Source organism: Centipeda artemidis DSM 19719 (genome assembly GCF_000426665.1).
In the GTDB taxonomy this organism is placed as follows: domain Bacteria; phylum Bacillota; class Negativicutes; order Selenomonadales; family Selenomonadaceae; genus Centipeda; species Centipeda artemidis.
Window position 1 is genome coordinate 435331 of sequence record NZ_AUFU01000001.1, and the last position, 13008, is coordinate 448338.

At 57.2% G+C, this 13008-nt stretch carries 13 protein-coding genes and 1 riboswitch; of the genes, 2 read left to right on the forward strand and 11 right to left on the reverse strand.

The features are described from left to right. Positions 1-83: 83 nt before the first annotated feature. Positions 84-190: riboswitch (SAM riboswitch) on the reverse strand. Positions 191-278: 88 nt separating this feature from the next. Both K341_RS0101980 and K341_RS12890 read right to left on the reverse strand, forming a co-directional pair. After that, positions 279-1496 (reverse strand): hypothetical protein, encoded by a 1218-nt coding sequence (locus K341_RS0101980; protein WP_051217770.1) that lies wholly within the window; start codon positions 1494-1496, stop codon positions 279-281. 63 nt (positions 1497-1559) lie between these two features. Next, a complete protein-coding gene (locus K341_RS12890; RefSeq protein ID WP_248676860.1) occupies positions 1560-2147 on the reverse strand; it encodes a DUF7336 domain-containing protein in 588 nt (195 codons plus the stop codon). 354 nt (positions 2148-2501) lie between these two features. Here K341_RS12890 and K341_RS0101990 point away from each other — a divergent pair, with 354 nt between their 5' ends. Next, entirely contained in the window at positions 2502-3950 is a 1449-nt protein-coding gene (locus K341_RS0101990) for an ATP-binding protein (protein WP_009438220.1), read from the forward strand. Positions 3951-4019: 69 nt separating this feature from the next. Here the strand turns inward: K341_RS0101990 and K341_RS0101995 are convergent, their stop codons facing one another. From K341_RS0101995 to dapF, 7 genes are all read right to left on the reverse strand, one after another. Then, positions 4020-4556 carry a methylated-DNA--[protein]-cysteine S-methyltransferase gene (locus tag K341_RS0101995; RefSeq protein ID WP_026761697.1) on the reverse strand — a complete coding sequence of 179 codons (537 nt, stop codon included), beginning with the start codon at positions 4554-4556 and terminating at the stop codon, positions 4020-4022. A 105-nt stretch (positions 4557-4661) separates the two neighbouring features. Continuing rightward, positions 4662-5870 carry a bifunctional phosphopantothenoylcysteine decarboxylase/phosphopantothenate--cysteine ligase CoaBC gene (coaBC, locus tag K341_RS0102000; RefSeq protein ID WP_026761698.1) on the reverse strand — a complete coding sequence of 403 codons (1209 nt, stop codon included), beginning with the start codon at positions 5868-5870 and terminating at the stop codon, positions 4662-4664. A gap of 2 nt (positions 5871-5872) precedes the next feature. Next, positions 5873-6103, reverse strand: coding sequence for a DNA-directed RNA polymerase subunit omega (gene rpoZ / locus K341_RS0102005; RefSeq protein ID WP_009349650.1), 231 nt, complete (start codon positions 6101-6103; stop codon positions 5873-5875). A gap of 17 nt (positions 6104-6120) precedes the next feature. Continuing rightward, positions 6121-6720: a guanylate kinase gene (gene gmk / locus K341_RS0102010; RefSeq protein ID WP_009349649.1), complete on the reverse strand. Its 600-nt coding sequence runs from the start codon at positions 6718-6720 to the stop codon at positions 6121-6123. After that, positions 6717-6974, reverse strand: coding sequence for a DUF370 domain-containing protein (locus K341_RS0102015; RefSeq protein ID WP_009349648.1), 258 nt, complete (start codon positions 6972-6974; stop codon positions 6717-6719). Before K341_RS0102015 ends, gmk begins: the two co-directional genes overlap by 4 nt. Positions 6975-6978: 4 nt before the next feature. After that, positions 6979-7863 carry a YicC/YloC family endoribonuclease gene (locus K341_RS0102020; protein ID WP_026761699.1) on the reverse strand — a complete coding sequence of 295 codons (885 nt, stop codon included), beginning with the start codon at positions 7861-7863 and terminating at the stop codon, positions 6979-6981. After that, entirely contained in the window at positions 7860-8699 is an 840-nt protein-coding gene (gene dapF / locus K341_RS0102025; RefSeq protein ID WP_026761700.1) for a diaminopimelate epimerase, read from the reverse strand. Before dapF ends, K341_RS0102020 begins: the two co-directional genes overlap by 4 nt. Positions 8700-8838: 139 nt before the next feature. Here dapF and K341_RS0102030 point away from each other — a divergent pair, with 139 nt between their 5' ends. Next, a complete protein-coding gene (locus K341_RS0102030; protein ID WP_009349645.1) occupies positions 8839-10593 on the forward strand; it encodes an Rqc2 family fibronectin-binding protein in 1755 nt (584 codons plus the stop codon). A 5-nt stretch (positions 10594-10598) separates the two neighbouring features. Here the strand turns inward: K341_RS0102030 and K341_RS0102035 are convergent, their stop codons facing one another. Together K341_RS0102035 and gndA are read right to left on the reverse strand one after the other, a co-directional pair. Beyond that, complete coding sequence (locus K341_RS0102035; RefSeq protein ID WP_009349644.1) at positions 10599-11453, reverse strand: MurR/RpiR family transcriptional regulator; 855 nt, start codon at positions 11451-11453, stop codon at positions 10599-10601. A gap of 108 nt (positions 11454-11561) precedes the next feature. Next, positions 11562-12974, reverse strand: a complete 1413-nt coding sequence (gndA, locus tag K341_RS0102040; RefSeq protein ID WP_026761701.1) for an NADP-dependent phosphogluconate dehydrogenase — start codon at positions 12972-12974, stop codon at positions 11562-11564. Between the last annotated feature and the right edge of the window lie 34 nt (positions 12975-13008).

Consider the following 13008-nt stretch of genomic DNA (forward strand, 5'->3'; position numbering starts at 1 on the left):
CGGTTGTCGAAAAATATTTTACCAAAAAGACATCCTCATCCCCACAAGAAAAGCCTCCCTATCAGATGGGAGGCTTATGACCGCTCTCATCTCATAGGCTGCTCCGCCTAAAGGAATTGGCACCGTTGACCAAAACGTCATGGTTGCCGCAGCTTCATAGGGCCCGTCCCTCCACTGCTCTGGATGAGGTATATTCTCTTCTATACGTCGCATTGTAACGAAAGTGCGGGGCGTTGTCAAGGGGCGGTCGGGAGATTTTTATAACGCTTTGACTTTACTCATGAATCATCATCGAAAGAACCGGCAAAACCGGTCGCACTGATAGCACATTCTGTCAATGGCAGTGACAATTCCTTGCTCTCCCATGCCGCCACCGCAAGGCGCTCAAATTGTACTTTTCTATAACTTATTTTAGACCAACAACCAGAATAAGGTTCATCTCCCTTATGACCATTCAACGGAATAACATCTCCCGTCCGTATGTCATAGATCCCAAATTTATTCTGCTTTATACGCTCCGTACAAAAGGCATCATGATTTCCAAACTTCGGCCGCCGATCATCCTCTTGGAGCGTAGAGGTTGACGACCGGCGAAACAATATGCCGCCTTCCATGTTTCCATATATATTCCAACAGCACGTACTGCCGTAACCATGGTGCCATTCCTGCAGGATGTTCCCTTGCAGATCGACAACGACACTGACGTTTGGCGACTCACTCCACAGCAGCAGACTCTTCCCCTCTTCATACCATCCTTTCAGCAAATATGCCGTCCCGACGGGCAGGGAAAATAGTCTTTCTTCTTCCTCATCATGAACGAACACGACAGCCAAATCCTCACTGCGCACACATATCACACCGTCGCCATACTCGATCGGCTGACTGTCACGCTGCGACGGTTCTCCAAAATTCTTAAGCCTGCATTTTGTATAAAGTTCTCTTGCCTTGCCGCCGCTCTTAGGGATCATATAAATACGATCGGAAGGCCACCGATCCTTTGGGACAAGAGGAATCTCATTCCCAACGAACGTAATGTAGAATTTATCATCAAATTCATAAAGATCCCACGGGTATAACTCAAGTTCCTGGTCCGGCCAATCAATAGGAATTTCTGCGACCCCCTCCTCCGTCAAATGAAAAAGATGCGGCCTCACCTTTTCTATCTCGGCTTTCGACTCTGCGAGACAGCAATTATAATCCAACTCTACGAGGAAATATATCCCGGATTCTGTAAGAACGGAACTCCCTATCCGGTATCCACGCGGTATTGCCTGTGACAGATCGATCTTCACCTCATCGGTGACACGGTTCGGATTGATAACTACAAAACCGGGCCGCGAATGATCCTGTAAAAAAATGCTGCCCGAGAACCTCTGCGCAGCGCCACATTTCTGTACAGTAAAAAGCGACACACACACGGCGAACAGCATAAAAAAGACGCGCATTGATATCATAATCATAGGACTCCCTTCAACAACAATCTTTTCTCTCACCATACACCTCTCAACATAAATCGCATCACAGCATCTCATGTAAAGCTCTTCCTATACAATATAAAGCTATGCGGGAAGGTCTACGCCCCACGTTTTTTCTTTTGGCGTCGGCACTTTGATATCCGCAAAGCCCTCCGTCCAATGCGTCTGATTGATGCCGTAGGGCATGATATGAAAGCACTCCTGCGGATGATAACAAAAGCCCGGCAGATGCTCAAAACGCGTAACGGCCTCCTCTGCCGCTGCCCTCGAATCATAAACGCCGATAAGTTTCCCTTCGGCAAATGACCTCACGCGATACACATGCTCTAAGATGTAAACATAACGCGCAACCGCATCTCCCCCGCTGTTCGTTCTTTGTAATGTGCGGTGTGCCGCTCCCCGCGTCTGCGATTCGTACCAAATTTCACACTCGTCGTATTCGTCGCCCTCATCGACTGCGTGATAAAATCCTCCTTTCCAATCGGCATCTTCATTTAACCGATAAATTTCTACAGAAAAATGCTCTCGTGAAAACTCCTTAAAACCGCTGAGATGCATAATCCGCTCGACGGCTTCCTTCGCCCTCTTTTCCGAAGAATACGCGCCGATATATTTCACTTCATCGAAGTCAGCAACCTCATAACTGTGCTGAACAAGATGGATCTGCTCCATAAATGTTCCCCTTATTCTTGGCAACGCTAAGCCGCTTCTCAGCTTCCTCCAATGTTAGCCAACCTCTCTCCTCGCCGGATTGTTTTCCTTGTTCAAGCTCGTTCATGAGACGACGTAACGCCCGCATTTTCTCCAACGCCCGCATGTCCAAACTATTATCTCCCTTCTGTCCATATATCATTTTACCACAAGTCCATAATCTATATGACATAAAATGCACACTCCCAAAATGATGGGGGCGTATTTTTTGCTGTATTCCCCCGTTGTAATACAAAAATATAAACTATACTTTGCATTTTTGTAGACAAAATTGTAAAGTATAGTTATAATTACTGCAAAGGCAGGTGACGCAGAATGTCCATCATCAACAAGGAAAACATCCTAAAGGTACTCATAGGCTACAATCCTTGGTGGAAAACCGGTACGGTAATCCCCGCTCTGACAAAGCATTATAAGCGCTTTGCTTTCTACGAGACAATGGCTCGTTTAGCGGAAACAGAGATGCGCCGCATCCTCGTCCTCAGCGGTATGCGGCGCGTCGGCAAAACGACCATTCAATACCAGTTAATCGAGGCGCTGCTCGCGCGCGGAATTTCTCCACAGCGAATTCTCTTTATCTCGATGGATCACCCAATGCTGAAACTCAGCGACTTTCAAGAAATCCTCGACTGCTATCATGAAAACATTTATGTTGATCATGATGTTTACTATTTTTTTGATGAAATTCAATACGTTCGGGACTGGGATAAATGGCTCAAGGTCATCTATGACAGCACACCGGAGACACAGGTCGTCGCAACGGGGTCTGCAAGCCCCGCGCTGATGAAGGGCAATCAAGAGAGCGGCGTCGGCCGTTGGTCGGTAATCCCCGTCCCGACGCTGTCATTCTACGAATATTGCAACCTCCTGTCACTTGACCGCCCGCAGCTGCCGGAGGACCTCAAAGCGACCGATCTGCCCTATATGCAGCGTCCGCAGCAGACCGAAATCATGCTCCAGTTATCCAAGGTGCAACAGCACTTTACCCGCTACCTGCAAGTGGGCGGATTTCCTGAACTTGCACTTGCAAGCAACGACATTCTCGCACAGCAAATTATGCGGGAGGATGTCGTCGACAAAGTGCTCAAGCGCGATCTTCCCTCGCTCTACGCCATCCGCAACATCACGGAGCTGGAGCGCATCTTCCTCTACCTTTGCAGCGTATCTTCAGAGATTGTCTCCGTCGATGCGCTCTCAAAAGAGCTGAGCGGCGTCTCCCGCCCCACCGTAGAGAACTACATCCGGTTTCTGGAGAGCGCCAATCTCATCTATCGGAGCTGGCCCATCGACATGGCGGGCAAGCGCGTTCTCAAAGCGCGCCCCAAAATCTACATCGCCGACGCCGCCATCAGAAACGCCGTCCTCATGGACGATACTCTGCTCACCGATCCGATTCAGATGGGGAAAATCGTCGAAACGGCCGTCTACAAACACGTCGCCGCATTCTATTATCGATATGTCACCTCCATCGGTTATTTTCGCGGCGGAACAAAGAACAAAGAAGTCGATATTGTCATTGACTATCCGATGGCGAAAAAAATACTCATCGAGGTAAAATATCGTGAAAATACGACCATCTCGGATGACGACGCCGTCAGCGTGCTGGCAGACGAGGCGTCGGCTGCCATTGTCATTACAAAGACGGCAAATGATCTAGGTCTGCAAATGACGAAAACAAGAGCAATCCTCCTTCGTATTCCGGCATTTGCCTTTCTCTATCTGCTCGGCAATGCCGAGCGGCACGGTTATCACTACATCTCCTAACGATAAGAACCTGATGAATCAACTCTCTGCGCTAATTCATCAGGTTCTTTTTCTATGCGTTTCACTGTATCAGAGTTTCGTCCCGTGTTTCGGCACAAAGAACGCGCTCATATCGACGCCCTCGTGTTCGAGGAGGGCAATCTTCATCGGGAGACCGCCGCCGTATCCGGTGAGGCTGCCGTTCGTTCCGACAACGCGATGACAGGGGATGATGATGGAGATGGGGTTGTGCCCGACGGCGCCGCCGACGGCCTGCGCGGACATGCGGGACTTGCCGGTCAGAGCGGCAATCTCGCGCGCGAGCGCACCGTAGGTAGTCGTCGCGCCATAGGGGATGCCGCAGAGCAGATTCCATACAGCGCGACGGAACGCGCTCCCGCGCGGGGCGAGGGGGAGTTCTGCGATTGCGGGGCGCTCTCCCGCGAAGTACCGCGAGAGCCACGCCTTTGTCCGTACGAGGAGCGGCGTCTCGCGCTCCTCTACGCTCTCCCCACGCAGGTCGGATACGTAGTCCTGCCCCGCAATCCAGAGCCCGACGAGCGCCCCTTCGCGCTCTGCGAGCAGGATATCCCCGAGCGGGGATGCGTAATGTGCCGTATAAGTCATCCTGCCACCTCCCGAAGAACTTGTTGTGCAGCCCCCATAGGAAGGCCTGCCGCACTCGCCTGCTCTTTGCGGCGCGGCATATCTTCTATGGAAAATCAACTAAGCCTACGTTTTTTGCTTGAATGCTTCTGCCAGTCGGTCGAGGATGATGCCCGCGAGCTCGGATTTCGCCATGAGGGGATGTTCTTCTGCTCTGCCGTCTTTGAAAAAGATTTTGACGCGGTTCGTGCCGACGGAAAAGCCCGCGTCCTTCTCGGCGACGTTGTTGGCGACGATGAAGTCGAGGTTCTTCTTCGCGAGCTTGCCCTGCGCGTACGTCTCAACGTTCTCGGTCTCGGCGGCGAATCCGACGAGCACCTGATGTGTTTTTTTCCGGCCGAGTTCCATGAGGATGTCGGGGTTGCGCGTAAGGTGTATCGTGAGTTCCCCGTCCGACTTTTTAATCTTTTGCGGGGCGATCTCTGCGGGGCGGTAGTCGGCGACTGCCGCGGCCTTGACGACGGCGTCGGCGGTCTCGTACTCCGCCATGACCGCGGCGTGCATCTCCCGCGCGCTCCGCACGTTGACGCGGCGCACGCCCGCGGGTGTGTCAAGATGCGTGGGAGCGGAGATGAGGATGACCTCCGCGCCGCGCCGCGCCGCCTCCGCCGCGACGGCATAGCCCATGCGCCCGGTAGAGCGGTTGCTGAGGTAGCGCACGGGGTCGATCGCCTCCTCCGTGCCGCCTGCGGTGACGATGATGCGCCGCCCTGCAAGGCTCTCCGCCGCAGCGAAGTGACGCTCGACAGCGGCGACGATCTCCTCCGGCTCAGGCAGGCGTCCCGCACCCGTCGTACCGCACGCGAGCAGTCCCTCTGCGGGTGGGATCACCTGCGCGCCGCGCTCACACAGGCGCATGACGTTCTCCTGCGTGACGGGGTTCTCCCACATGCCCGTATTCATCGCGGGCGCGATGTAGAGCGGTGCGCGCGTGGCAAGCACGGTCGTCGTGAGGAGGTCGTCGGCGATGCCCGCCGCCGCCTTTGCGATGAAATTCGCCGTTGCGGGCGCGACGAGGACGAGATCGGCAAGCTCCGCGAGTGCGATGTGCTCGACGTGATGCGCGGGAATCTCCGTCCACATGCTGGTCGCGACCGCCTGCCCAGTGATCTCGCGAAAGGTCAGAGGTGCAACAAAGGACGCCGCCGCCCGCGTCATGACGACGCGGACTTCGGCGCCCGCCTTTTTCAGTCTGCTTGCGATCTCGACCGCCTTATACGCGGCGATGCCGCCCGTCACGCCGAGTACGATGCTGCGCCCCGCAAGAGTTCCCATGGTCAGATGCTCTCCTTGTAAAGATCGTAGCTGATCTTGCCCTCGGCGATCTCTTCAAACGCGTTCGTGACGTTCTTTGTCGAGCGCGCGAGTTCCGACTTGACCGGGTCGCCCTCGAGGAGCTGCCGTGCACGCTTCGCCGCGAGCACAACCATGCCGTAGCGGCTGTCCACCTTCGTCAGCAGCTCGTCTGTGGAGGGGTTGACCATGCCGATTTCCGCATTCGTTTTCATTATTCGTACCTCGTTCCTTAGTTCTCTATCTCAAACTGCGCCGGGTTCATATCCGCGCGAAACCGCTCCGCCGCGAGAATCGTTTGGATGCGCTTCACCGCAGCTTTTACGGTATCGTTGACGACCGCGTAGCGGTATTTCCTGCCGAGACGGATCTCGTCCTGCGCCGCACTCAGACGGCGCGCAAGGTTCTCCTCAGTCTCCGTCCCGCGCCCCGTGATGCGGCGTCGCAGTTCCTCAAAGGAGGGCGGCAGGAGGAAGATGAACGTCCCGTCCGGACACCGCTCCATCACGTTCAGTGCCCCCTGCGTGTCGATCTCGAGCAGGATGTCCTCGCCCGCGGCGCGCCGCTCCTCGATGGGGGCGAGCGGCGTACCGTAGTAGTTGCCGTAGACGTCCGCATACTCGAGAAACGCGCCTGCGGCGATCATTTCCTCGAACTCTATGCGCGTGCGGAAGTAATATTCGCGCCCCTCCGCCTCGCCGTCCCGCGGGGCGCGCGAGGTCGCGGAAACGGAGTAGGCAAGCTCCCTCTCGCGGGAGAGGAGTTCCTTACAGACCGCCCCCTTGCCCGTCCCCGAGGCGCCGGAGATGACAATCAGAAGCCCTTTTTTCATTCCGCATCCTCCTTTTCGCCGCCCACGCGGTTCGCGAGCGTCTCCGGCTGGAGCGCCGAGAGCACGATGTGACCGCTGTCCGTGACGATGACGGCACGCGTCCGCCGCTTGTACGTCGCGTCGACGAGCCGTCCCGCGTCGCGCGCATCCTGCACCATGCGCTTGGCGGATGCGGACGTCGGGGCGACGATGGCGACGATGCGCCCGGCGAACACGATGTCGCCGAAACCGATATTCACCGGTCTAATCTCCATGCACTCACTCCAAATTCTGTACCTGCTCGCGCAGTTTTTCGACCTCATTCTTCATCGCGACGACGATCTGCTGTGCATCGGCATTGTTTGCCTTTGACCCGATCGTGTTCACCTCGCGGTTGATCTCCTGCAGGAGGAAATCGAGCCGCCGCCCGACCGGTTCGTCCTCGGCGAGAATCGCGCGGAACTGGGCAAAATGGCTTGCGAGCCGCACCAGCTCCTCCGTCACGTTCACGCGGTCGGCGTAGATCGCCGCCTCCTGCACAATGCGCGTCTCGTCGGGGGTGACGTCCCTAAACTCCGCGAGTACGTCCCTCAGATGCGCGCGGTACTCCGCCACGATCTGCGGCGCGATCTCCTTCACCTGTGTGCGTTGCTCTTCGAGGCGGTCGATGCGCCGCGCGAGGTCACGCGCGATATGTGCGCCTTCCGCCCTTCGCATCCGGTCGAGCGCGTCGAGCGCCCCGCGCACGGCATCCATGAACACCTCTCGCGCACCGGAGATGTCCGCACGCTCGCTGACCTCGATCACGCCGTCTTGCTCTGAAACGATGCGCACGCCGTCACTCAGCGGTGCATCCGCCGCCCGCGCGACCCTCACGAGCGCCGTATAATACGCGCGCGCGAGGCTTTCGTTGACGCGGACATCGTACTCTTTTTCGCTGCGATCCTCGAAGTTCACAAAGATGTCGAGCTTCCCGCGCCCAACACGCGTGCGGATCGTCTCGCGCAGCTCGCTCTCCCACGCGCCGAATGCGCGCGGCATATGCGGGGCGATCTCGAGGAACCGCTGATTGACCGACTTCATCTCGACGGTGACGCGGTACGCCTCGGTCTCCACCGTTGCCGCTCCATACCCCGTCATGCTCTTGCGCTGCGTCCCGCTCATACCGCCCCCTGCCATACGCCCGTAAAGACGGGTTCCGCGGGTCCCGTCATGAAGATATGCCCGTCTTCGCGCCACTCCACCCGGATCACGCCGCCGTCGACCTCGATGTCTGCCGCGCGGTCAAGCACGCCGGTCAGGACGCCCGCCGTCAGCGTCGCGCAGGTGCCCGTCCCGCAGGCAAGCGTGATACCCGCGCCGCGCTCCCACACGCGCATCCGCGCATGACTGCGATCCTTTACCTCGACGAACTCCGTGTTGATTTTGCGCGGGAAGAGTTCGTGATTTTCAAACTGCGCGCCGAGCTCCGCGAGGGGAAAATGCTCCGCATCGTCCACGAAGATGACCGCGTGCGGATTTCCCATTGAGACGCAGGTCATTTTGTACTCCTCACCTGCAACCGTGATTGGCACCGCGATAACGCGCTCCGTGCCGAAGCCGCGCACGGGAATGTCGTCGCCTGTGAGCACGGGCACGCCCATGTCGACCTCGACCGCCGTCACTTTTCCGTCCTCTATGAGGATGCGCGGCGTCATGATGCCCGCGAGCGTCTCGATCGTGAATTGTTCCTTCTCGATGCGCCCGTATTCGTAGAGATAGCGCGCGAAACAGCGGATGCCGTTGCCGCACATCTCGGGTTCCGTTCCGTCCGGATTGAATTCGCGCATCCGGATATCCGCCGTCTCCGACGGCAAAACGACCATCAGCCCGTCCGCCCCGATGCCAAAATGCCGGTCGCACATGCGCACGGCGAGCGCCGCGAAGTCCACGGGCTCCCGATCAAGGAAGTCCACGACGACAAAATCGTTGCCGCAGCCCTGCCATTTGGTAAATTCCATCGTTTTTCCTTGCCTTCCGTTCATTTATTCTTGCTGTATTATACGATGATTTTCCCTTCGGCGCAAGGCACGCTTGCGCATTCCGCCCCGCGGGTGCTATAATTTTCCCCGACACGATTTACGAAAGAAGGATACTGCTATGAGCCTTGACGGATTCTCCATGTCCGCGCTCGCCGCGGAGCTCGCGGACGCCCTCACGGGCGGGCGCATCGACAAGATCACCCAGCCCAACAAACAGTCCGTTGTTTTCTCCGTCCGTCAGCCGGGCAAAAACCTCCTCCTCTACATCAACACGAACGCGGCCAATCCTGCGGCGTACATCATCGAGACCGCCCCCGAGAACCCGCCCGAACCGCCGACGTTCTGCATGGTACTGCGCAAACAGCTCGAGACGGGGCGCATCGCCGCCGTCCGGCAGGAGGGGCGCGACCGCATCCTGCACCTCGACATCGACGTCATCGCGGGCGGCGGACGCATCGTCACGCGCACGCTCACCCTCGAGCTCATCGGCAAATACAGCAACATCATCCTCACCGAGGGCGACACGATCGTCGAAGCGCTGCGCCGTATCGGCGAGAACTCGAGCCGCGTCCGCACTGTGCTGAAGGGACTGCCGTATACACTCCCTCCCGCGCAGGATAAAATGGATTTGCTCTCGGCAAATATCGACGACATCATCACGTGCGTACAGTCGGAAACCGAAGCAAAGCTCTTTCAAGCGCTCATCGGAACATGTCTCGGATTCGGTCCCGTCTCGGCGAAGGAAGTCTGCTTTATGGCGGGGCTCGCGCCGAATATCTCCGTCTCCACACTCGACGAGGCAGATTTTGTAACGCTCTCCGCTGTACTCGACGAGCTCCGCGCGCTCATGGAGCAGCCCGCCCCCTCCCTGCGCCTCGATGAAAACGGCAAGATCACGGCGATGGCAGCGTTCCCGCTCAGCGAGATGCCCGGCACGCGGCGGCTCTCCTATCCGACCGTCAGCGCCCTCATGATCGACGCCGACCGCAGGCTCGGCAGCTACGTCATCCCCGACCGCGAACGGTTCCGCCGTCTCGTACGCACAGAGCTCGCCCGCGCACGCGAAAAATACGGCAAGCTCGACGAGGAGATCGCCGCCGCCGAGAACGCCGAGGAGCAAAAAATTTACGCCGACAACCTTATGACCTATCAGTATCAGTACCAAGATCATGCGGATGCTGAAATCACCGTCGCGAACATCTACAGCGAGAGCGGCGAAGAGCTCACCATCCCGCTCGACCGGCGGCACACGATCATCCAAAATATGCAGGCGTATTACAAAAAATACGACAAGCTCAAACGCGCCCGCACCCTCCTCGCCGTCCAGCAGGAACGCTGCGCCGCGAGCATCCGTCATCTCGAGAGCATTGAGGCATCGCTCGAGGTCTCCACACGGCTCGCCGAGATCGCGGAGATCGAAGACGAACTCATCACGGCCGGTTATCTTCATGAGAAACTGCCGAAGCGCAGCAAAGACCGCCGCGCGCAGCCCTTTACCTTCACCGCGCCCGACGGGACGCGCATCCTCGTCGGCAAGAACAACACGCAGAACGACGCGCTGACCTTTAAGACCGCCGCGCCGAGCGACATCTGGCTCCACGTCCGCGACATCCCCGGCTCGCACGTCGTTTTGCGCACGGGCGGCGCACCCGTCGCCGACGAGACGCTCCACCTCGCCGCGCAGCTCGCCGCACATTTCAGCAAGGCGCGCGGCTCCTCGAACGTCCCCGTCGACTACACCGGTATCCGCTTCGTCAAGAAACCTGCCGGTGCCGTCCCCGGATTCGTCCGCTTCGTCAACGAAAAAACGCTCTTCGTCACCGAGGACGAAGAGCGTCTGAAGGACATTCTCGTACAGGATTCGGCATTGTAATCCGCTCACAATCGGTGCTCTGCGATCACCTTACGCATGTTCCGCAGATTCTCGCGGTACTGCTCGGGAATCTGCCGCGCAATGCCCGCATAAAGCACATCGACAATTGCAAGATGGACAAGCCGTGAAGCGACAGCTTCTGATCGGTAGTGTACTTCGCGTCCCATACCGACCAAGACAATCTCAGCCACACGCGCAAGCCGGGAACGCGCATGGCTTGTGACGGCGATGATCACTGCCCCGCGGCTCTGCGCCAGTTTTACACTCTCAAGGATTTCAACCGTATCGCCCGTATGCGATACCGCAATTACAACATCGCCCGCACCGAGCAGCGCTGCGGATGTGATCTGCATATGGGTATCCGAATATGCCCGTATCGCCATGCCAAACCGCAGAAAACGGGTCTCGATGTCGCGGCATACATTTGCCGAGTTGCCGACGCCGTAGACTGCGATGCGCTTTGCTCCGATGAGCGTTTCCACCGCTCGCTCTACTGCCGCATAGTCGAGCAGTTTCAGCGTATCCTGCAAACCGTCCGTGATATTGCGAAAAATCTTTGCCGTAATGCTCTCAAACGAATCGTCGGCGTGTATATCCGTGCTCTCCGCGCCGCCCTCGGCGGACTGTTCGACTGCGACGGCGATCTTGAGACTCTGCCATCCGCTGCATCCGAGTTTCTTGCAAAAGCGCGACACCGTAATCTCAGACGTCCCCGTATCCTCGGCAACCTCCGAGATCGTGCACTCTACCAGATGCTCCATATGCTGCACAATATAATCGGCAATGCGTTTTTCCGCCTTGGTAAGACTCCCATATGCCGTTCGAATCCGAGGAAATCGATCCATCTGTTCTGCCGCCATGCCGTTCCCCCTTCCTCCGGTAATTCATTATAGCACAATTTCATATTTTCCCATAGCAAAACAGCCCGCACATCATGTACGGGCTGTTTATCGCAAAAGGCTTTTTCATCAATACGATTGAATCACATGATCCCATTGATGATGAAAACTACCGGGACGATCCGTGCGCTCATAGGTATGCGCCCCGAAATAATCACGCTGTCCCTGTATGAGATTCGCCCCCATCTGCGGAGCGCAGAGCATGTCAAGATAGCTCACGGCGCTCAACAGTGCCGGCACCGGGATACCGTGTGCCGCGGCATATGCGCCGGTACTGTGCAGATCAGGCAGATACGAACGAATCCGTGTAAGGAAAAACTCATCCAGGAGCAGCAGCGGCAGCTCCGGATCCTTCTCGTATGCCGCCGCGATATGCCCCAGAAGCTCTGCCTGAATGATACAGCCGGAACGGAAAATGCGTGCGATCCCGGCATAGTCGAGATGCCATCCGTGCGTACGTGCCGCCGCACGATAAAGCGCAAAGCCCTGCGTGTAGGCAATAATCTTGCCTATGTAGAGGCTCCGCCGCACCGTCTCGACAAAATTCGCCGGGACATCCGCGCACGGCTCTGTCCCGACCCCTGCAGCGGCAGCCGCACGCTCTGCCGTACAGTTGGACAGAACACGAGCATTGCACGCCGCCGTAATCAAGGACAGGTCAACACCCTCGCGCAGTGCCTCGATGCTCGTCCAGCGCCCCGTCCCCTTTTGTCCCGCACGATCAATAATCCGGTCAATGAGCATACCGCTCCCGAGATCATCCGGTTCACGCAGAATCTTGGACGTAATGCCGACAAGGAAGCTCCTCAACTCGCCTGTATTCCACTCCTCAAATATATCGGACATCTGCGCATTGTCACAGCCGCCCGCATATTTGAGCAGGAGATACACTTCTGCAATGAGCTGCATATCCGCATATTCGATGCCGTTGTGCACCATCTTGACATAGTGACCCGCACCGTCCGTACCCATATAGGCACAGCAGGGAACGCCGTCCGCCGCACGTGCTGCGATCGCCTCAAAAAACGGTGCGACATGCGCATAGGCGTCAGCATCTCCCCCGGGCATAACGGCGGGGCCAAAGCGCGCGCCGCGTTCTCCGCCGGAAACACCGACGCCAAAATAGAACAGCCCCTTTGACTCGACATATGCCGCACGGCGCACCGTATCCTCAAAGTACGAATTGCCGGTGTCCAAAATCATGTCGCCCGGCTCCATCACCGTGAGCAGCTCGTCAATCACATCGTCCACGGGCTTCCCTGCAAGGATCATTATAATGACCCGACGCGGACGCTCCAACGCTCCTACGAACGCCTTCAGGTCATAATATCCCTTGATCTGTTCATGCGGGTGCTCTCGGAGTACTTTATCCGTGAGATCCGGCGTAACATTGCAGACAGCGACAGAAAAGCCGTGATCTGCAAAATTGAGCGCAAGATTGCTGCCCATGACGCCCATCCCGTAAACACCGATGTTTGCCACATCACACTTCCTTTCCGACCCATTCTAAGGAATT